This is a genomic window from Rhodococcus sp. JS3073, assembly GCF_026810085.1.
In the GTDB taxonomy this organism is placed as follows: domain Bacteria; phylum Actinomycetota; class Actinomycetes; order Mycobacteriales; family Mycobacteriaceae; genus Rhodococcus_F; species Rhodococcus_F wratislaviensis.
The window spans coordinates 2,239,156-2,259,422 of sequence record NZ_CP113951.1; the positions used below are offsets into that span (position 1 = coordinate 2,239,156).

Annotated in this window: 19 protein-coding genes; 6 read left to right on the top strand and 13 right to left on the bottom strand. The window is 68.6% G+C overall.

Translation table 11 applies throughout. From position 1 onward, the window contains the following. The first annotated feature begins 54 nt into the window (after positions 1 to 54). Together OYT95_RS10225 and OYT95_RS10230 are read left to right on the top strand one after the other, a co-directional pair. Positions 55 to 1,428, top strand: coding sequence for an acyclic terpene utilization AtuA family protein (locus OYT95_RS10225; RefSeq protein ID WP_268791379.1), 1,374 nt, complete (start codon positions 55 to 57; stop codon positions 1,426 to 1,428). Beyond that, positions 1,425 to 1,745: an AtuA-related protein gene (locus tag OYT95_RS10230; protein ID WP_037233170.1), complete on the top strand. Its 321-nt coding sequence runs from the start codon at positions 1,425 to 1,427 to the stop codon at positions 1,743 to 1,745. The genes OYT95_RS10225 and OYT95_RS10230 overlap by 4 nt, the downstream gene beginning before the upstream one ends. 4 nt (positions 1,746 to 1,749) lie before the next feature. Here the strand turns inward: OYT95_RS10230 and OYT95_RS10235 are convergent, their stop codons facing one another. From OYT95_RS10235 to OYT95_RS10265, 7 genes are read right to left on the bottom strand one after another with little or no spacing between them, the layout of a single operon-like run. After that, positions 1,750 to 3,144: an AMP-binding protein gene (locus OYT95_RS10235; protein WP_268791380.1), complete on the bottom strand. Its 1,395-nt coding sequence runs from the start codon at positions 3,142 to 3,144 to the stop codon at positions 1,750 to 1,752. After that, the gene (locus OYT95_RS10240) at positions 3,137 to 3,739 is read right to left on the bottom strand and encodes an energy-coupling factor transporter transmembrane component T family protein (RefSeq protein ID WP_037233166.1); all 603 of its coding nucleotides are present in this window, start codon (positions 3,737 to 3,739) and stop codon (positions 3,137 to 3,139) included. Before OYT95_RS10240 ends, OYT95_RS10235 begins: the two co-directional genes overlap by 8 nt. Beyond that, on the bottom strand, positions 3,736 to 4,416 hold the full coding sequence (locus OYT95_RS10245) for an energy-coupling factor ABC transporter ATP-binding protein (RefSeq protein ID WP_037233164.1): 681 nt from the start codon (positions 4,414 to 4,416) through the stop codon (positions 3,736 to 3,738). Before OYT95_RS10245 ends, OYT95_RS10240 begins: the two co-directional genes overlap by 4 nt. Next, positions 4,413 to 5,540: a thiolase family protein gene (locus tag OYT95_RS10250; protein WP_268791381.1), complete on the bottom strand. Its 1,128-nt coding sequence runs from the start codon at positions 5,538 to 5,540 to the stop codon at positions 4,413 to 4,415. The genes OYT95_RS10245 and OYT95_RS10250 overlap by 4 nt, the downstream gene beginning before the upstream one ends. Beyond that, the gene (locus OYT95_RS10255; protein WP_268791382.1) at positions 5,537 to 6,658 is read right to left on the bottom strand and encodes a class I adenylate-forming enzyme family protein; all 1,122 of its coding nucleotides are present in this window, start codon (positions 6,656 to 6,658) and stop codon (positions 5,537 to 5,539) included. Before OYT95_RS10255 ends, OYT95_RS10250 begins: the two co-directional genes overlap by 4 nt. After that, positions 6,655 to 7,239 carry a biotin transporter BioY gene (locus OYT95_RS10260; protein ID WP_112299005.1) on the bottom strand — a complete coding sequence of 195 codons (585 nt, stop codon included), beginning with the start codon at positions 7,237 to 7,239 and terminating at the stop codon, positions 6,655 to 6,657. Before OYT95_RS10260 ends, OYT95_RS10255 begins: the two co-directional genes overlap by 4 nt. Continuing rightward, complete coding sequence (locus OYT95_RS10265; protein ID WP_268791383.1) at positions 7,236 to 8,171, bottom strand: EamA family transporter; 936 nt, start codon at positions 8,169 to 8,171, stop codon at positions 7,236 to 7,238. Before OYT95_RS10265 ends, OYT95_RS10260 begins: the two co-directional genes overlap by 4 nt. A gap of 83 nt (positions 8,172 to 8,254) precedes the next feature. Between OYT95_RS10265 and OYT95_RS10270 the strand changes: the two genes are divergently transcribed. Further along, entirely contained in the window at positions 8,255 to 9,133 is an 879-nt protein-coding gene (locus OYT95_RS10270) for a LysR family transcriptional regulator (protein WP_037233150.1), read from the top strand. Here the strand turns inward: OYT95_RS10270 and OYT95_RS10275 are convergent. Then, positions 9,130 to 10,131 carry a sugar phosphate isomerase/epimerase family protein gene (locus OYT95_RS10275; RefSeq protein WP_112299007.1) on the bottom strand — a complete coding sequence of 334 codons (1,002 nt, stop codon included), beginning with the start codon at positions 10,129 to 10,131 and terminating at the stop codon, positions 9,130 to 9,132. The two genes, OYT95_RS10270 and OYT95_RS10275, sit on opposite strands and share 4 nt — an antisense overlap. Before the next feature lie 65 nt (positions 10,132 to 10,196). Beyond that, positions 10,197 to 11,375 carry a Gfo/Idh/MocA family protein gene (locus OYT95_RS10280; RefSeq protein ID WP_011597451.1) on the bottom strand — a complete coding sequence of 393 codons (1,179 nt, stop codon included), beginning with the start codon at positions 11,373 to 11,375 and terminating at the stop codon, positions 10,197 to 10,199. Between the two features lie 272 nt (positions 11,376 to 11,647). Between OYT95_RS10280 and OYT95_RS10285 the strand changes: the two genes are divergently transcribed. Further along, the gene (locus OYT95_RS10285; RefSeq protein ID WP_268791384.1) at positions 11,648 to 12,832 is read left to right on the top strand and encodes an FAD-dependent monooxygenase; all 1,185 of its coding nucleotides are present in this window, start codon (positions 11,648 to 11,650) and stop codon (positions 12,830 to 12,832) included. 13 nt (positions 12,833 to 12,845) lie between these two features. Here OYT95_RS10285 and OYT95_RS10290 read toward each other — a convergent pair whose 3' ends face one another. The 3 genes from OYT95_RS10290 to OYT95_RS10300 all read right to left on the bottom strand — a co-directional run bounded on the left by OYT95_RS10290 (position 12,846) and on the right by OYT95_RS10300 (position 16,476). After that, positions 12,846 to 13,913, bottom strand: a complete 1,068-nt coding sequence (locus OYT95_RS10290) for a LacI family DNA-binding transcriptional regulator (RefSeq protein WP_268791385.1) — start codon at positions 13,911 to 13,913, stop codon at positions 12,846 to 12,848. Between the two features lie 76 nt (positions 13,914 to 13,989). Then, complete coding sequence (locus tag OYT95_RS10295) at positions 13,990 to 15,375, bottom strand: SLC13 family permease (RefSeq protein ID WP_037233139.1); 1,386 nt, start codon at positions 15,373 to 15,375, stop codon at positions 13,990 to 13,992. Between the two features lie 39 nt (positions 15,376 to 15,414). After that, positions 15,415 to 16,476, bottom strand: a complete 1,062-nt coding sequence (locus tag OYT95_RS10300; protein WP_268791386.1) for a PrpF domain-containing protein — start codon at positions 16,474 to 16,476, stop codon at positions 15,415 to 15,417. Positions 16,477 to 16,635: 159 nt separating this feature from the next. Here OYT95_RS10300 and OYT95_RS10305 point away from each other — a divergent pair, with 159 nt between their 5' ends. Continuing rightward, positions 16,636 to 17,562, top strand: a complete 927-nt coding sequence (locus OYT95_RS10305; protein WP_268791387.1) for a LysR family transcriptional regulator — start codon at positions 16,636 to 16,638, stop codon at positions 17,560 to 17,562. A gap of 149 nt (positions 17,563 to 17,711) precedes the next feature. Further along, on the top strand, positions 17,712 to 18,965 hold the full coding sequence (locus OYT95_RS10310; protein WP_268791388.1) for an acyl-CoA dehydrogenase family protein: 1,254 nt from the start codon (positions 17,712 to 17,714) through the stop codon (positions 18,963 to 18,965). On the opposite strand, the gene OYT95_RS10315 is transcribed toward OYT95_RS10310, so the two are convergent. Continuing rightward, positions 18,923 to 19,966 carry a helix-turn-helix domain-containing protein gene (locus OYT95_RS10315; RefSeq protein ID WP_128639731.1) on the bottom strand — a complete coding sequence of 348 codons (1,044 nt, stop codon included), beginning with the start codon at positions 19,964 to 19,966 and terminating at the stop codon, positions 18,923 to 18,925. The genes OYT95_RS10310 and OYT95_RS10315 overlap by 43 nt on opposite strands. Positions 19,967 to 20,267: the final 301 nt, after the last annotated feature.

The window sequence follows — 20,267 nt, forward strand, 5'->3', positions numbered from 1 at the left end:
CACCGCAGGCCGGCCCACCCACCACACGTCGAACAAGCAAAGGACTTCGAGCCCGTGACACCATCGAGCACCCGCGACACAGCCTCGCGGAGCGTGCGACTCGGCGCCGGATCCGGGTTCTCCGGGGATCGCATCGACCCCGCCGAGAAACTCGCCCGGCATGCCGACCTCGACTACCTGATCTTCGAATGCCTCGGTGAACGCACCGTCGCCGCCGGCAACGCGCGCCGTCTCGAGAACCCGGACCAAGGCTACGATCCGCTCCTCGCCGCACGCATGCGCGCGGTTCTCCCGCACACGCTCGCGTCCGGGACCACGGTGATCACCAATGCCGGTGCGGCGAACCCTCTCGCCGCTGCCGACCTGGTCGCCGGCATCGCGTCCCGGTCCGCCGACCGGCAGGTGCGCGTCGCCGCCATCACGGGCGACGCGGTGCTCGAGCAGGTGCTACGCCACGACCCCGTCGTGTGGGAGACCGGGAAACGCCTGGCGGAGCACGACGAGGAACTCGTCTCCGCGAACGCGTACATCGGGGCGGAGGCCGTGACCCCCGCGCTCGAACTGGACGCCGACGTCGTCGTCACCGGACGTCTGGCCGACCCCTCCCTCTACGTCGCCCCGCTCGCCCACCATTTCGGGTGGGACCTGGCCGATCACGACACCATCGGCGCCGCAACCGCGATCGGGCACCTGCTCGAGTGCGCCGGACAACTCACGGGTGGGTACTACGCGGATCCCGTCACCAAACCGGTGAAGGGCATGGCCGATCTCGGCTTCCCGTTCGCCGACGTCCTCGCCGACGGATCGGCGACATTCGGCAAGCTCGACGGATCCGGCGGCATTCTCACCGAACGAACCTGCGCCGAGCAACTGCTGTACGAGGTGGGAGATCCCACCTCGTATCTGACCCCGGACGTCACCGCGGACTTCGGCAACGTGTCGTTCACCAGCGTCGGACCCGACCGGGTCGCCATCGCCGGTGCGACGGGGCGCCCCCGCCCGCAGCAGCTGAAGGTCACCCTCGGCTTCCGCGGCGGCTGGCTCGGTGAGGGGCAGATCAGCTACGCGGGCCCACGTGCCTACCCCCGCGCCCGGCTCGCCGCGGACATCGTGACCGAACGACTCGTCGACGTGCACGGTTTCACCGAGGACGCCGTCTCCGTCGAATACATCGGCGCCGGTGCGGCTTTCCGCGGCCTCGACACGGACACCGATGCGCACGAGGTGCGACTGCGGGTCACTGCCCGCGCACGGACCCGCGAGGAGGCCGACCTCGTCGGCTGGGAGGTGGAAAGCCTGTACACCAACGGACCGGCCGGCGGCGGCGGCGCCCGGCGCTCGGCGACCGAGGTACTCGCGATCCGCTCGTGCACCCTCCCTCGCGATCTCGTGCCCACCCGGGTGCATCTCACGGAGGTGACGAAATGACCACGCCCGCAACTGCTCAGAAGATCGACGCACTCGCCGACGTTCGTGCGGGCGACAAGGGAGACACCCTCATCGTCGCCGTGCTGGCCCGCGACGACGCCGCCTACCGCCATCTCGCGCTGAGACTGACCGAGGACGTCGTCGCCGCCCATTACGGTGCACTGATTACCGGCCCGGCCCGGCGCACGTGCCAGCCGAACCTGATGGCGATGGTGTTCGAGTTGCCCGGCGTCCTCGGCGGCGGCGTCACGGGTTCACCCGCACTCGACGGACACGGCAAGACGCTGAGCTATCACCTGCTGAGCCTCGAAATCTGACGCGCTACGCGGGATTCCGGTTCCGAGACGCTGCCAGGGTGACGGCGAGCGCCTGACGGTCGAGTTTGCCGCGCGGTGTGCGCGGCAAACTGTCGACCGCGAGTACCTGAACCGGCATGCTCGGGCTGGGTAACGTGGCGCGCAGATGCCGCCAGATCTCGCTGGAACTCGGCCCGTCGCCGTCCACCACGATCGCGGCGGCCGGTGCCTCGCCCATCCGGCTGTCCGGCACGCCGATGCACGCCGCCTCCGAGATCCCCGACAGTGCGGTCAACGCCGCCTCGATGGCGGCCGGTTCCACATTGAGTCCCGCCCGGATCACCGTGTCGCTGTCGCGGCCGAACAACTGCAGGCTGTTGCCGACCACGCGGCCCCGGTCGCCCACCGTCATCCACCCGTCGGCGGGGCCGTTCACCACGCCGTCCTCGGTGAGGTAGCCGTCGAACAGCATGTCGCTGCGCACGTGAACGAGGCCCTCGCGAATCTCCGCGTCGACGCCGTCGAACAGTTCGCCCGCCGCATGCTCGTCGACGGTGCCGAGACCCCGGTCGAAGGACACGAAGCTCAGTTCGGAGGCGCCGTAGAAGTGCACGAGCGACGCATTCGGCAGCACCTCCTGCAACGCCTCACGCCCCGTCCGCGGCCACCGGGCCGCCGAGGACAGCACCTCGCGGACGCTGCCGGCCGGCCCGATCCCCGACCGCACCACGTCCCAGGCGATGGTGGGGACCGAGTACAGATGTGTGGCCGCGTCGCGCAGCGAGTGCGTGACCGGTCGCAGATCCACCGTCGCACCGCGAGTGAGCCCGTGCAGCGCGCCGTACAGGAAATGCGTGTGGTCGAGAACTCCGGGCACCGCCACGCGGTCCCCGCTGCCGATGTCGAACGTCGCGTCCGAGCGGTCGAGGGTCGTCGCCCACGATCGCTGGTTGCGCACGAACAGCTTCGGCTCACCGGTCGTGCCGGACGTGATGCCGACCAGCAGTTCGGTGTCGGGACGCGCCCGGTCCGCGGCGCCGTCGGATTCGAGACTGTCCGCCGTCTCGACGGTCCCGTCGAACCCCAGTCTCCGTAGCCTGGTGTGCTGGTGCGACGCGGCCACCACGGCGCCGGGTTTCGCGAGCTCGAGCACCCGCGTCAACTGCGCCGGCAGGAGGTGCCGGTGCAGCAGCACGACACTGACTCCCGCGTGCATCGCCGCCGTCACGACGACCAGCGACCCGACGTCCGACGTCGGCAGCACTGCGACCCGGTTCATGCCGTCGAGCCCGGCTGCGGTGCGAGCGACCCGCGACCAGAACCGGCCGTAGTCGACGGTCTCGCGTGCGGACACGACCGCGGTCGTCTCCGGGTTCTCGGCGGCACGTCTGGCGACACGCTCGGCGAGCAGCTCAGTCATCGTCCACTCCCCGTGCGACGAGGGCGTCGCCCATCGCATCCGCAGTCCGGAGGGCACGGACCAGCACGGGGGTGGCCAGCGCCGTCATCGACCATTGCAACCCGCGCGCCTTCCGCGCCTGCGCCACTTCCTGCACGATCCCGGTCAGCAGCGGGATACACCGGATCGCCAACGCGAGCAGGAGTCCGATCCGATCCGGGTCGACCCCGAACCTCCGCAACGGCCCGAGTGCGCGCGACACCGTGTCGAGCATGTCGGTGACCCGGGTGGTGAGCGTGACCAACGCGGCGAGCGCCACCGAGATCAGCAGCACCCCGCACACGACGACCGCTCGCGCTGGCGACGTGATCAGCACCTGGAACACGGCGATGATCAACAACATCCACACCACCGGACGCAACTGCGCCACGGCGACCCGCCACGGAATGGAGGCCACCGCGAACAGCAGCCCCACCACGACGACGACGACACCGACCTCGAGCGGCGTGCGCACGAACACGGTGGCCGTGACGATCGACGCGATCAACAGCAGCAGTTTCAGCCCGGCGGGCATCCTGTGCAGGAGGGAGTCACCCGGACGGTACAGGCCGATCATTCGACCAACTGCCGGTACGCGGGGACGGCGTCGTCCGGGCTGCCGTCGAACGCGACGAGACCGTCGTCGATGACGATGACCCGCTCGAAACTCTCCAGCAGTGCCAGTTGGTGGGTCACGACGATCACCTGCTGGTCCATCGAATCGAGTGCTTCGGAGACGACGCGGGCGTTCCGCAGATCCAGCAGCGTGGTCGGCTCGTCGGCGATGACCACCTCGGGCCTGCGGATGAGGACGGCGCCGATGGCGAGCAACTGCTTCTGGCCCCCGGACAGCAGGTGCGCGGGGTGATCGGCGTGCTGGTCGAGCCGGAACCGCACCAGGATCTCCTCGACGCGGGCGGCGATCTCCTGCTTGCTCAGACCGGACCGGCGCAGCGAGAACGCCAGGTCCTCGGACACCGTGGGCATGACGATCTGGGTGTCGGGGTCGGTGAACACGAACCCGACCTTGCGGCGCACCTGCGCGCCCTTCCTCGCGGCGTCGACACCGTCGACCGTGACGGTGCCGGAGGTCGGCTTCAGCAAGCCGTTGATCATGCGCGCCAGAGTCGACTTTCCGGAACCGTTGGAACCGATGATGCCGACACGTCGCTCCGAGAAACGCAGGTCGACGCCGCGCAGGACCGGGCGGTCCCCGAAGGCATGCGTCACCGAATCGAAGACGATCTCACTCACGACACACGCTCCACGAGCATCGCGATGCCCTGCCCGCCGCCGATGGCGCAGGCCGCGAGCCCGAGCGCGGGTCCGTCCTCGCGCAGCATCTGACTTGCCAAGCGCACCAGCAGGATCGCCCCCGATGCCCCCCACGGATGTCCCATGGCGATGGCGCCGCCCTGTGGGCAGATCACGGATTCGTCCAGGCCGAGTTCGTCCGACACCGCCAGCACCACCGACGCGAAGGCCTCGGTGATCTCGACGACGCCCAGATCCGCCACGTCGTGTCCGGTTCGCTTCAGGACTTTGCGGATCGCGGGAACCGGTCCGAGTCCGGGCAGAGCCGGGTCCGATCCCGCGACGGCGGAGCCGAGGACCCGCAACGCGGGCAGTCCGGCGGCCAGCGACTCGGTCGTCACCGCCAGCACCGCGGCGCCGTCCGAGATGCCGCAGGAGTTCCCCGCCGTGGCCGTCCCGCCGGCACCGAAACTGGGGCGTAACCGCGCCAGCCTGGCCTCGGTCATGCCTGTGCGAATGCGCTGGTCCCGCTCGATCGCACCGATCGGCACGATCTCCGACGAGAAGTCGGCGGCGGCCGCGAGCGTGTGCGACCGCGCCGCGTACGCATCCTGCCGCTCTCGGCTGATGCCGCGAGCCCGCGCGAGATCGTCCGCGGCCGCCCCCATGTCGGGGTCGGGGAAGCCGTGCGGCGCAAAGGGAGCGCGGGTGTAGCGCACCGGATCGGCGCCCGGCACCGGCGGCCAGAACCGCCACGGCGCGGTGCTCGCCGATTCGACACCACCCGCCAGGATCAGCTCGTCGGAGCCGCTGCGTACACGGAGCGCGGCCTGCATCACCGCGTCGAGGCCGGAACCGCACTGCCGGTCGACGGTGACACCGGGAACCTCCACACCCATCCCCGCCTGCAGGGCAGCGACCCGTGCCGGATCGCCGCCCGGTCCGAGGCAGTTGCCGAGGACGACGTCGTCGACCTCGGCACCGAGGCCCGAGCCCCGCAGCGACGTCAGGACCTCGCATAGCACCGGGGCGGCCAGATCGGTGGTGGTCAGATCGGCGAACCCGTGCCCGGCATTGCCGATCGGCGTCCGACGCGGCGCCACCAGAACAGGGACAGAGCTCATGCCAGCCAGTCTCTCACTCGGCCTCGGGCGACCTTGCCACTGGCGGTCCGCGGCATCGACTCGATCGGCACCCAGCGGCGGGGCAGCGCTTCCTTCGTCAGCGTCCGGCGCGCGTGCGAACGGACCTCAGCGATCTCCGCGGTGCCGTCGAGCTCCACCACGGCGGTGACGGTCTCGCCGAGCACCGAATGCGGCGATCCGACGACGGCGGCCGCGGCGACACCGTCGAGCGTCTCGAGGATGCGCTCGACGTCCTCGGCGATCACCGTGGTGCCGCCGACGTTGATCGCGGAGTCGCCCCGGCCGTGCACCGTCAGCTCGCCGTCGTCACCGATTTCCGCAAGGTCACCGACGCCGAACCACTCCGGGACTCCGATGACGCTGTACGGCGACCGGACGTACAGCAGGCCGTCGCGGATGTCCGCGTCGACACCGTCCAGCAGCCGGAGCGGCTCGGGTACCCGGCGCGCCGCGACGAGGGAGAGTTCCGCGGCGCCGTAGTACTCGACGATCTCGATGCCGTCGGCCACCGCGCGGGCGCCGTCGTCCAGGGCGGTGCCCGCGACGACCGCCGTGCGCAGCTTCGGGGCCTTCCCCACCACCTCACGGAGAACGGCGGGGACGGCGTGCACCACTGTCGCCCGGGACGGGTCGTCGGTGACGCACGCGCCTCGCCACAGTGCGTGCACTGCGCCGAACAGGTGCATCGTGGCGTGCAACGGGCCGGTGATCAGCACGTGGTCCGTGGCGTCGATGCCGGTGATCGCGGTGAACGCGGGAAAGCTGTCGAACCAGGAGGCCGCTGTGCGCGCGAGCGGACGGGGCCTTCCGGTGGAGCCGGACGTCGCCACCAGCAGAAACGCGGACGGCGGGACCACCGCGCGGTCGGGACGCGCCTCGGGGTTCTCGACGATCACCGCCGTCCCCTGCCGCGCCGCGGCGCAGACGCAGATCAGGGCGTCCGGGACCGGCAGCGTCGACGCGTCGTAGGCAGGGGCACCCGGGCCGTGCTCGAGGATCCATCGGTCGATGGCGCGGTCGAGTTGGGCGTACGTGTAGGTGCGGCCGTCGAAGTCGAGGGCAGGCTGATCGCCGGAGCCGCCGAGTTCGGAACTCACGTACGGATCAGGCCGGGGTATGCGCGATGCACGCTCTTGGCGACCACGGTCGCGACGACAACCTTGAGCAGGTCGCCGGGGATGAAGGCGAAGTTGGTGGTGATGGCGGCGCCGACGCCCAGGTCGGTGCGGAGCAGGAGTCCGACGGTGCCGAAGATGTAGATGACGACGATCCCGCCGAGCGCGTTGATCAGCAGGCCGAGCACGACCGGGTACTTCGGCAGGATCCGGGCGGTGAGGAGGCCGATGATCAGCGTCGCGGGAATCCAGCCGATGAGGTATCCGGCGCTGGGGCCTGCGAGCGCGGTCAGTCCGGTGCGGCCACCGGACAGCAGGGGCAGGCCGATCAGGGTCAGGGCGATGAAGACCGCGACGGCGGCTGTGCCCTTGCGAGCCCCGAGCACCGCGCCGGCGAGGATGACGCCGAGCGTCTGCAACGTGATCGGCACCCCGCTGAAGCCGACCGTGATGGCGCCGGGCAGTCCGAGCGCCGCGATCAGCGCGGCGAATACCGCGATCTGCGCCATGTCCCGCGCTGAAATACCGAGCCTCGACACCCGAGCACTCCCGACCTCTGTCATGACGACTCCTCTTGCTGCAAACTTGAACGACGTTCAAGGTAGCAGGTCGACGCGGACAACGGTGTGGCAGACTCCACGACCTCACCCTCGTCGGGCACCGTCCGCGCCCCGGCCCGCGCTGCTCCGATCCCGGCCGCGACCACGAAACAGATCCCGGCAACGGCCGCGTGGTCCGGAACCTGATGCAACACCACGAGCCCGATGATCAACGCGAACGCCGGTTCCAGACTCATCAGGGTCCCGAACGCCGCGGTGTTCAGCCGCCGCAGGGCGAGCATCTCCAGCGTGAACGGCACGACCGGCAGCAGTATCGCCAAACCCAGCCCGATGATCAACAGGTCCGGCGTCATCTTTCCGAGCATCGACGGCCCGCCCACGGCGGTCGCGACCAACCCGGCGACCGGCATGGAGACCGCGAGCCCGTTGAGACCGGCCACCTCGTCGCCCACGCGCTGGGTGAGCACGATGTAGAGCGCCCAGCATGCGGCCGCGCCCAGCGCGAACAGGATTCCGACCGGGTCGACGCCGCCGGCCCAGGGCTGCGTCAGCAGCAGCACCCCCACGGCCGCCAGCGCCGGCCACTTCAGGCGACCTCGTCCGTGCAGGACGGCGACGCCGAGGGGTCCGAGGAACTCCAGTGCACTGGCGGTTCCCAGCGGGATCCGGTCCACCGCGGCCATGAACAGCAGGGTGACCGCCGCCGTGACCACCCCGAGCAGAACACACGCGCCGAGGGACGAACGGGTGAACGCCTTCGGACGAGGCCGCACGATCACGGCCAGCAACACCCCTGCCCAGGCCAGGCGCAACCAGGCGGCGCCCTCGGCGCCGACGCGCTCGGACACGCCGACGGAGATCGCGAGTCCGCTCTGCACGCACAGCATCGAGGTCAGCGCCATCGTCGCGCCGACGTGGGTCGAGTTCCTGGTCATGTCTGCATTGAATGACACGTGGACCGTTCACGTCCACGTGACTTTCATGGACAAACCGTTCGGATATCGCGAACAATATGTGGGTGGATACCCGACGCCTGCATCTTCTGCTCGAGCTCTCCCGTCTCGGCTCCATGCGTGAGGTCGCCGAGACACACCGGCTGACCACCTCGACCGTCTCCCAGCAGATCGCCGCACTCGCGAAGGAGACGGGTGCGCAGCTCGTCGAACCGACCGGCCGCCGGGTGCGGCTCACTCCGGCCGGTCGCCGGCTGGCCGACCACGCCGTCACGATCCTGGCGGCCGTCGACGCCGCCCGGCTCGACCTCGACCCCCACGCCGAGCCGGTCGGCACCCTGCGCGTCGGGGGTTTCGCGACGGGCATCCGGGTGTCGCTGCTCCCGGTCGTCGCCGAACTGGCACGCACCCACTCGCAGGTGGACGTGGTGATCAGCGAATACGAACCGGTCGAGGCGTTCGCGCTGCTCGCCGACGACGAACTCGATCTCGCCCTGACCTACGACTACAACCTGGCACCGGCGTCCCCCGGCGCCGCGCTCGAGGCCGTCCCGTTGTGGTCGACCCCCTGGGGACTCGGCGTGCCCGCGCCCGCCGACGACAAGCCCGCCGACGTCGCCGCCTACGCCGATTCGCCCTGGATCGTGAACTCCCGCAACACCGCCGACGAGGACGCCGTCCGCACGCTCGCCTCGCTCGCGGGTTTCACACCACACATCGCCCACCAGATCGACAGCCTCGACCTCGTCGAGGACCTCATCGCCGCCGGCTACGGCGTCGGCCTTCTGCCCGCCGACCGTCCCACCCGCACCGAAGTCACCGTCCTCCCGCTCGCCGACCCGAAGGTCGTGCTGACGGCATACGCGGTGACCCGCCGCGGGAGGTCGACGTGGCCGCCGCTGCGCCTGGTCCTCGACCGGCTGGCCGCCGTCACCGGCTTCTAGCGCGAGGCTACCGCGGAAGCCGCGTCCTTCAGGGTGCGGGCCGCGACCTGCAGTCCCTCGAGCTGTCCCAGTTCGACGTCCTCGTGTTCGATGTTGACCGCCATGTCGGGGTCGACCCGCTGCAGCGCAGCGAGGAAACGGGACCAGAAATCGACGTCGTGCCCGCGGCCGACGGCGACGAAGTCCCACGCCGAGTCCTCGGGCCACTTGTTGACCACATGCTTGCCACCGAGTCCGGTGGGGTTCTGGTCGGCCGGGATGCGGGTGAACCGGTCGTCGAGAACACCGTAGATCTTGCAGTTCTCGTTGATCCGGGTGTCCTTCGCCGCGGCGTGGAACACGAGGTCGCCGAGCCAGTCGACCGCGGCGACCGGGTCGATGCCCTGCCAGAACAGGTGCGACGGGTCCATCTCGGCGCCGACGTTCGTCGCACCGGTCTTCTCGACCAGACGCGCGAGGGTCGGCGGGTTGAACACCAGGTTCTGCGGGTGCATCTCGATCGCGACCTTGACGCCGTTCTCCCGGGCGAGCGCGTCGATCTCCTTCCAGAACGGCACCGCGACCTGATCCCACTGGTAGTCGAGGGAGTCGAGATAGCCACTGTCCCAGGTGTTCACGTGCCATGCCGGCCACTGGCCGCCGGCGTGCGCGGCGGGCAGCCCGGACATCGTGACCACCCGGTCCACACCGAGCAGGCCGGCCACCTTGATCGCGTTGCGCAGGTCCTCGGCGTCCTCGGGGCCCACCTCGGGATCCGCGTGCAGCGGGTTGCCGTTGCAGTTCAGGCCGGCGATGGAGACACCGGTCTCGTCGAAGACCTTCAGGTACTCCTGCGGTGACACCTCGCCCGAGAGGAGTTCCTTGACGGGCAGGTGCGGGGTGGGCAGGAATCCGCCCGCGTTGATCTCCGCACCCTCGAGTCCGAGGGACGCGATGGTCTCCAGCGCCTCGCGCAGGCTGCGGTCGTGCAGGACGGCGGTGTACACACCGAGTTTCATGAGGGATCCTTGCGTCGTGGGAAGAAGTTGCGGTTCAGAGTTTTTGCGGTTCGGGGTGGTGCGGTTCAGCCGATCTTGACGGCCGCTCCGTCGGCGCGGGCGGACTCCGCGACGGCGGTGACGATCTGCATGCCGCGCAGCGCGTGGGCGAAGGACGGCAACGGGCCGAGGACGTCGATGCCGGCGATCTGGTCGAGGAAGGCACGGGCCTGGTACGCGAAGAACTCCGCCTTGCCGTGGCCGACACCGCCGGCATCCATCGGCAGGCCACCCTGGATGTACGGGTGCTGCGGTCCGATGATCACCCGACGCTGACCGTTCACGGTGCGGTCGAGGCCCTCGCTGGACACCGAGAATTCGGCGGCGCGAGCCAGGTCGAACGCCGCGGAGCCGGACGTCCCGAACAGCTCGAAACCGAGCCCGTCCGGAAGCTGGTGCGCGACACGGGAAGCGGAGAACGTGCCGACCGCGCCGTTCTCGAAGCGCGCCGTGAACGTCGCGAGGTCCTCGTTCTCGACGGGTGCCATCTCACCGGTGGTCTCGGCCTTGGTGTGGCCGTAGGTGACCCCGGCGGGCACCGGACGCTCCGTGATCACCGTGGCGAAGGTCGCGCCGCTGATCTCGACGATCGGACCGCACACGAATTCGGCCATGTCGAGCAGGTGACTGCCGACGTCCGCCAGCGCACCGGTTCCGGGACCCCCGCGGTACCGCCAGGTGATCGGCGAGGCCGGGTCCAGGCCGTAGTCGCACCAGTAGTGCCCGTTGAAGTGAATGATGTCGCCGAGACGGCCCGTCGCGAGTTCGTCCCGGATCGCCTGGATGGCCGGCGACCGGCGGTAGGTGTACCCGACAGTCGCGATCGTGTCGGCGTCCGCGGCGGCGGCGACCATGGCCTCGGCGTCCGCGATGGACCCGGCCAGGGGCTTCTCGCACAGCACGTGCTTCCCGGCAGCGAGGAGGCCTTCGACGATCTCCCGGTGCAACTGGTTGGCGACGACGACGCTCACGGCGTCGATGTCCGGCGATTCGGCAATGGCCTGCCAGCTGTACTCGGCCCGCTCGTACCCGTACCGCTTCGCGGTGTCGTCGGCGACGGCCTGGTTGGTGTCGGCGATCGCGACCAGACGCACGTCGGGGCGGTCGGTTCCGAACAGCGTCGACGCCATGCGATATCCGGCGGCGTGTGCTCGTCCGGCCATGCCGCCGCCGATGACGGCGACACCGATCGAGTTGGAAGTCATGAGTGGAAGCCTTTCGGTGTGATGTTGACCCGGCGGGAGTGCACGTCGGCTACCCGCAGACACCCGCACGAGAGTGAAGACGCCCTCCGGCTAGTTCGGTCTATTTAACCGGTCTAGTACGACTACTATGAGCTGAGTCACGGCGCCCTGTCAAGCCCCGGCCCGGCGGGCCTGCAAACGGGCCGCACCCCTTGACGAACGCCCTCTCCCTGCGCACACTGAATACACTTTCACTGAGGAGGGATTCAGTGAATGATAGTTCAGGAGGACGCATGGAGGTCATCGTTGCAGGAGGAGGTGTGTCCGGGGCCGCGACTGCAATCGCATTGCGCCGCATCGGCTCCGACGTCACCCTCTACGAAACTCACCCCGACCCGGCAGGACAGGTGGGCTCATTTCTGAGTCTGGCATCCAACGGTCTGCGCGGGCTGAAGACCCTCGGCTGCCTGGACCAAGTCCAGGAGGCCGGTTTCGCGGTGCCCACTCAGCGGATGTGGTCCGGTACGGGCAGGCTGCTGGCAGAAGTTCCGCGTGGACGGCTGTCGGGGGATCCGCTGCACAGCACGACCCTGATGCGCGGTTCCCTGGTCGAGGTGCTGCGTGAATGCGCCGAGCAGGCCGGTGTACGGATCGTCACCGGCCGCCGGCTGGCAGGCGCCGAGCCCGCGGGCGACGGTATCCGCGCGCAGTTCGCCGACGGTTCCAGCGCACGCGCCGATCTGTTGATCGGCGCCGACGGTCTCTGGTCAGCTACCCGCTCGGTCCTCGATCCCGGCGCGCCCCGACCCGCATACGGCGGGCTCTACAGCGTCTCGGGCATCGCCGCCGGCGTCCCGGCCGAGACCGGCACGTTCAACATGGTCTTCGCGCGCAGCGGCGCCTTTCTCCACATCCCGGCGCCGGACGGAACCGTGTGGTGGTCCGCGCAGGTTGCCGATCCCCGGCCTCCGAAACTGACAGATGTCGGCGAGGACCGGTGGCTCGATCGACTCGCCGAGCTGTACCGGTTCGAGCCGCGGCCGCTCGAGATCATCAGGGCGACCACGCAATTGCACCGTCCGACGCTCATGCACACACTGGCCGAAGTCCCGGTCCGGCATGACGAACGCATCGTCCTCGTCGGCGACGCCGCCCACCCGGTCGGCGCGGGGCAAGGCGCCTCCATGGCCATCGAAGATGCCGTGGTCCTGGCTCGGGCACTCGCAAAGGCCGACTCGACCGGAGAAGGTCTCGCCGAGTACGACCGGCTCCGCCGCGCCCGGATCGGGAAGATGGCCAAGGCGGCCCGCATCAACCGCGACGCCAAGACCCGCGGCCCGCTCGCTCGCCGGCTCCGCGACCTCGTCATGCCGATCGCCTTCGGGCACTTCTACGAAAAGGCCACCACCTGGCTCTACACCCACGATCTGGGCACGCTGCCCGCGCCGGCCGAGCAACCCCGGCCCGCCGAACGCTGACGGCCGCCGCAGGTCAGGACACGCCCGACTGGGATCCTTCCACCGGTGCCGGCGCGGGTCCGGTGGTACGACGCGCGACGAGCCGCGGCCGGAGGACGGTCGCCACCGATTCGGTCCTCCCCCGGTCCAACCGTTGGATGACCGCGTCGACCGCGGTGGCGGCCTGCTCCCGCGGTTGCTGATTGACCGATGTCAGATCGATGTGCGCGAGCTGGGCGAGCACGCTGTCGTCGTATCCGGAGACGGAGACGTCTTCGGGAATCCGCACACCCCGGCTCCGCAGTTCGCCGATCAGCCCGATGGCACTCCGGTCGTTGGCCGCGATCACCGCGGTGGGAAGCTTCGACCGCCCGAGCAGAGTCTCCGCGGCCACGGTTCCGGCGCTGTCGGTGAAGTCGCCCTCGACGACGTCGATCTCGAGTCCGTGACGACGCATTGCCCGGGTGTATCCCGACCTCCGGTCGGCCGCAATCGTGCCCGGACCACCGCTGAGGTGCGTGATCCGGCGATGCCCCAGGTCCACGAGATGGTCGACGACGGTGCCGATACCCTTGCCGTCCGCGGTCCGCACGACGTCGACCGCACCGTCTCCGACGCGCCGACCGACCACGACGACCGGTACCCGCTCCCCGAGCGTGTCGAGAACGTCGGTGCTCAGTTCGGTGCCGAGCAGGATCAGGGCCTCGCAGCGGAAATCGAGCAGTGTTTCGACGACTTTCGGTTCGGCGTGCGTGGGAGTCAGCGCACCGAGCACCACCTCGTACCCGTGATCGTCGGCCGCGGCCACGATGTACTCGACCATCTCGGCGTGGAAGCTGTTGCGGATATCCGCCATCACACCCACGAGGTGGGTCCGCCGGAGCGACATCAGTGCGGCCGTACGGTTCGGTCGGTACCCGAGCTCGTCCGCGACGTCGAGAACCCGTTTCCGCGTCTCGGCACTCGGTCCGGGAACGCGCCGAAACACCATGGAGACCAATGCCTTCGACACGCCCACGCGATCGGCGATGTCCTGCATGGTGACGGCCTGCCGGGGCATCGGAACGGAGCCGCCGCTCCGGGCGTCGTCGTCGCTTCGCATGTGCAGACCCTTTCGCTCGCCGAGCCGAGGCACACCCAGAGTATCCGACATAGACCGAAGTACTAGACCGGGCTACCTACCCGAACAGTCCGGGCGCCACGACGAGAATCAGCCAGCAGAGCGCGGGCGCAACCGCGACGACCACGGCGGCGTTGAGGAGGAGCTGGCGGTAGAACGCCCGTCGTTCGATGTTCTGGGCACTGGCCAGCACGAGCGCTCCGTTCGTCGAGAACGGTGACACGTCGACGACGGTGGCGGAGATGGCCAGTGCAGCCACGACCCCGACGACCGGGAGTGCACCGGTTTCCAGGAGGGGAAGTGCGAGCGGAATGACCGCCGTCAGCAACGCCGTCGACGAGGCGAAGGCCGACGTCACGCCGATGACGTAGCAGAGCACGAGCGCCACCAGCAGCGGTGCACCGACCTTGATCGCCATCTGCGCGAGGTGGTCGATCGTGCCCAGCTCCTGCAGGAGGGAGATGTAGGTGACCATGCCCGCGACGAGAAGCACCGTCGACCAGCTGATGCCCGCGATCGCCTCGTTCTGCTTCGAGAGGTCGGTGAACGCCAGGATCGCACCGGCGGCGATGGCGACGAAGCTGATGGGCAGGTGCAGCACGAGCACCAGCACGAGTACCGCGGCGATGAGGACGAGTGTCAGCTTCTGCACCCTGGTGACGGGTTCGATCGCGGGCGCGATGTCCGTCGACGGGCGGTGCACGCGGGTCAGTACCTGGGTGCCCGCCGCGGAACCGCCCGTGGACGGCGTCCACGGCCCGTCGCCGCGCGTACCGCTCGCGCCGCCATCGCCTCCGTCGCCGGTCGTCGCGCCCATGGCCGAGTAGTCGAGGTCGCGTACCCGGGCGAGGACCGCATAACCGGCGATGGTGAACACGGAGAGCAGCGTGTTGATCCCGTAGCTGGCGAAGAACAACGTCCAGGGCGCGATCGTGAGGCCGTTGGATTCGACGATGTCACGGACGAGGACACCGGAAACCGAGATCGGCGAGAACGCACCGGCGTGCGCCCCGTTGATGGTCATGATGCCCATCACGAGGGGACTCATTCGCGTGCGGGCAGCGAAGGCCATCGCGGCCGGCGCGATCAGGGCGACGGCGGCCGGACTGAACGTGCCGAGTGCGGTCAGCACCGACGCCGAGAAGAAGAAGACCCACGGAACGACGGTCACACGGCCGCGGACGGCCCGGATACAGGCGTTGACCAGAAGATCGATGGTTCCGTTCCGCTTCGCCATTCCGAAGAAGTACGTGACACCGATGATGGTGAGGACGATCGAGCTGGGGAACTCGGCCAGAATCTCCTTGTCGTCGTAACCGAGCGCGAACGCCCCCACGACGAAGGCCCCGATGAAGCCCAGAATGCCGATGTTGATCGGAAAGATGGTTGCTGTCACGAACATCGCGACCAGCGCGATGAGTGGCAGAATCTCGATGGACGTCATAGTCGTTCTTTCGGTTCGCTGTGTGCGTGCTGGTCGAAGTCAGGCGGAAAGCCGGTCGCGGGAGTACAGAGTGGATTCGGCGATGCGTCGTGCGGCTCGCTGCAGGAGCACCCGTTCGTGCCCACCGTCCCTCTCGACGGTGCATCGCACTCGCCCACCGAGGGTGCCGATCGTGACGGCGAAGTTCGCCGGGGCCGCTGCGCCTGCGAAGCCGACGGTCGAGTCACCCGAACGCGCCGCGAGGGCGACGGCCACCGCGCTGGTGAGACCGATCGTGGGATGCGGGGCGTTCATCGACAACATGCGGACGGAGATGTCGTAGTCCGCAGCGTCGACGTCTTCGCCGAGTGTCGTGCAGTAGGGCACGGCCGGTCCGACGAGACCCACCTTCGGGATGGCGTCCGGTGCGGTCTCGATCGACGTTGCCAAACCCATCGCGACGGCGGCGCGCACCCTGATGTGGCGCAGCATCGGAACGTACTGCTGCAGTTGTTCTTCCGTCGCCGCGGCGGAGACTCCCAGCGAATCGGCGCGTACCAGGGCGACGGGGGCGCCGGCGTCGGCCATCGAGATGTCGACACGGATACCGTCCACCACGATGCTGTCCCGGTGCTTCCCCGTCGGCCACAGGCTGCCGGTGGTGCTGCCCGCGGGGTCGACGAAGGCCAGATCGACGGCCGTCCCGGTCCCCCGGACTCCCGGAACGCTGACGCTGTCGAAGCGGGCCGGGGACGACGCCGACGGTGTGGCAACCCGCGCGTGGATGACGGCGTTCGTGTTGAGATTGCGCATCCGCACCTCGGTGTGCGACTCCCCACGGGAGAGTCCGAGCTTGTCGACGGCCCAGAGCGCGACCGCGGTGGCGCAGTTCCCGCAGTTGCTGCCCCATTCCACCCGGTGGGCGCCGATCGCCACCTGCGCGAACAGGAAATCGACGTCGACGTCGGGATCCGCGCTCGGCATCACGACGGCAGCCTTGGACGTGACGGAGGTGCCCCCACCCACCCCGTCGAGCTGGCGAGGATCTTCGGCGCCGAACAGTTCGATGAGCAGGTCCTCGAGACGAACCCGGTCATCGGGAACGTCTCGGTGATCGAACAACCAACACTTGCTGGTTCCGCCTCGCATGAGAGTTGCTGGTGTTTGCACGGTACATCCTTCTGTTGGTCGTGTCCCACATCACGTTATGGACGGCCTGCGTTCAGAACAATGCCGTTTTGCTACCATTTCGTTTAGCACAACTGAACGCTGGGAGATGGCATGCAGAACACGTTCGACGTCGTCACGCTCTTCCTGCTGCTCGACATCGCCGACGCGGGTTCACTCACCGGCGGCGCCGAGCAGGCGAACATGACGCCGTCGGCCGCGTCCCAGCGCATCGCGAAGCTCGAACAGAACATCCGGCAGCCGGTGCTCACCCGCCTGCCCCGAGGCGTCCGGCTGACCGAAGCGGGCGAAATCCTCGCCGCCCGGGCACGCCTGTTCCGTCGCGAGATGCGGGCCGCGCGTGGGGATCTCGAAGCCCTCCGGGGACTCGAGAGCGGCACGGTCCGGCTCGGGTCCTTCCCCACCGTCAGCGCGTCACTGCTGTCGGATGCCCTCAAGGACTGCCACGCCCGATGGCCAGGCATCGACGTCCGTGTCCACTCCGCCGTTCGCCCCCGCCTGCTGGACATGCTGCGCTCGAGCGAGGTGGAACTCGCGCTGCTGTGGAGCTACGCGTGGACCGAGGAAACCGAGAAGTCGCTGTCGCTGGTCCCGTTGATGGAGGACCAGACACAGCTCCTCGTGCCGGCGGACGGCGAACTCGCCCAGGACGACGTCGCCGTCGCCTCGCTGCGCGGTGCTCGGTGGATCATCCGCAACGCCGACCACCCGGCGGCCGAGGTGCTCTACCGCAGTTGCGAAGGCGCGGGCTTCACCCCGGACGTCGCCTATGAGGCCCATGACTATCAGGAGATCGAAGCGATGGTCGCCGCGGGCATGGGCATCGCGATGGTCCCGCGTCTCGCGGTCGCGCATCATCGGCCCGACGTCCGAGCAGTCCGGTTCCGGGCCGAGGACCGAGTTCCCACCCGGTCGATCTACATCGCGTCGCTGGCGCGCCGGGAGTACACGCCCAGCATGTACGCGATCTCCCGAGCGCTGCACGAAGCGGCGCAGCGGATCGCCGGCGCTGCCGACTGATCTGACAGCGGTGAGCGATCAGGTCCTGGCACAGCCATCCCAGAGTCCTGTCGCAACCGTCCAATTCCGAGGGCCGTCGCAGGACCACCATTGATGTGTCACACCCGGACGTGTCCGGGGTCACACAATCGACGGAGGATCTGATCCCAATGACAATCGACTTCGACCTGAGCCCAGACCAGGCAGCCCTGCAGAAGACGGCGCGAGCATTCGCCGACGAGCGGCTCAGTCTCGTCGAAGGCGTCATCGCCACGCTTCCGACGCCCGAAGCACGCTTCGCGGCGATCGAACCGTTCTATCAGGACATGGTGCATGCCGGATTCCTCAAAGCACTGCTGCCGGTCGAGTACGGCGGAACGGCTATGCCTTCGCTCGATTTCGCCTTGGCAGCAGAAGAACTCACCCGTGCCGACATCAACGTCCCGAGTGCGCTGCTCGGCACCGGATTGGGGCTGCAGCCCATCATCCACTTCGGAACCGCGGATCAGAAGGCCCGATTCCTGCCGCCCTTCGCCGGCAGTGAACCGCTGCTCGCGGCGTGGGCGTTCACCGAGACCGCAGGCGGCGCGAACTTCGACAATGCGGATGCCTCGGCAGGTGTGCAAACATTCGCGCGCCTGGACGGCGACGAATGGGTGATCAACGGGGACAAACACTTCACCACCAACGGTTCGGGCTGGGACGGCAACGGTGCCGCACTGATCAGCGTTCTCTGCCGTACGGATCCGACACTTCCCCTGAACGAGTCGATGGCCGTGATCGTCGTGCCCGGGGACACGCCCGGCGTCGCTGTCGAGTCCTATATCGACACCATGGGGCACCGTGCCACGGCATCACCTCGCATCACCTTCACCGACGTGCGCGTGCCTGCCGCAAACATCATCGGAAAGCCCGGTGACGGCATCGAGATCGTCCGGAAGACGTTCAACTGGACCTCGTCGATCATCGGGGCCGCATGTGTCGGCCGAATGCGGGCGGCGTTCGACTTCGCGTTCGCGTTCGCGAAGAGCGACAGGCGTTCGGGTCCGGTCCCGATCATCGACTACCAGAACGTCGGGTACATGCTGGTCGACATCAAGACCCGGATCGAAGCCGCTCGATACTTCACCTGGAAAGCGTGCGATCTCTACGACAAGACGGGCGGCGCCGACGAAGAGCTCGGCCACATGGTCAAGATCTACGCGTCCGAACTTGCGGTACAGGTGGTGTACGACACGATGCGTGTGGTGGGAGTGAACTCCTACGGAGACCAGACTCCGATCGCCGGAATCATGGAAGACGTCCTGTGCTTCCCGCTCTACGACGGGGGCAACATGGGCGTTCGGCGCCGGCAGCTCCACGCCCTGATGAAGCGGCCGGACTACGATCCGATGCTGTCCGCCGCGGGAATCGTGGGAGGGTGACCCCGTACGACCGGTCGGCCACCCGACGCTCTGCTCGTGACGCGAAACTCCGTGGGCGTGCAACCGAGACAACTCTGAAACGTGCGGGTGAGATGCGAGCTGTCGTAGAAACCCCACCGCCCAGCAATCTCACTCACGGTCACCGAGTCGGGCGCCACCGCCAGGTCCTGCATCGCCCCCTGTAGGCGCTCGTCGCGAACGCACTCCGCGAACGTGGCGCCGACCGCCTGGAACAGGCGGTGCAGCGTTCGCACCGAGACGGCGGCTTCGCGCGCGGCAGCCTCCGCGGTCACCCGACCGAGAGGGACTGCTGCGCGAATGTAGTGGCGGACGACCTGGCGGAGCGCCGCATCACGATCTTCGGTGCGGGTTCCTCCGGCCGGGGGCTCGGTCACCGCGGCGAGAACATCCGTGAAGGAACGCTCGAGGGCTCTCACAGTGGTCTGGTCGAAGGCGGGGCGCTCCCGCCAGAGGGAAGACATCATTGCCCCGACGACGTTTCCCGGTCCGCTCGTGGTGTCGATGGCGCGCGCCGTCGCCCCGTCGCCCCGCACGTTCGCGCTCCACCGATCCCGAGGAATGCGAAATGACAGCACCCTCCAACTGGCCGCGTCGTCCGGCTCCCGGAACTCGAGGGAGTACGGGCGCGTCGTATCGAACACTGCATAGCTGCCCGGACGGACGATGCAGCGACGTCCATCCTGCTCTCCGTAACACGTTCCCTCCAACTGCAGATTCACGAACACAGCATCCAGGGGCGCACGGCGAACTTCCCTGGGTCCGTGAGTCAGTAGCTGTGTGCACGAGGAGATCTCGGCGCAGTTCGTCTCGACCAGCACCTCCGAGCGCACCCATCCGGGAATCCCGTCCGGGGTCGCGCTACGGGCAGTCTGGGCACGCCCACGCTGCGGCGCCAGTGGAGTGAAGGCCTCACACACGACGTCACCCCAGTAACTCGCCTGATCGCGAGTGCTCAGACCCGAGGTGGACCAATAGGGCATGACACCTCCCGGTTTCTGGGCAGGGTCACCGGTGCCGGGTACTCGGAACCGGTGCCTGTCGCACTCCAAATTCTGCGCATTCCGACGGGGTTGTCAAGAAACTGTCCGGTTTCCACACAGATGACGTTCGGCGCGGGAGGCTAGCGTCGTCCACGAGCCGTCGGATGACGAACTGCACTGCGGTTCCGGGCAATTGACGATCTTCCGCGCAGAGCGAGAGCCGCGCCCCGTTGCGCGGACCACCGTCCACATCTCTGCCCACCCTCGGCCGACAGGCCGAATACACCATCGAGGAGCACAC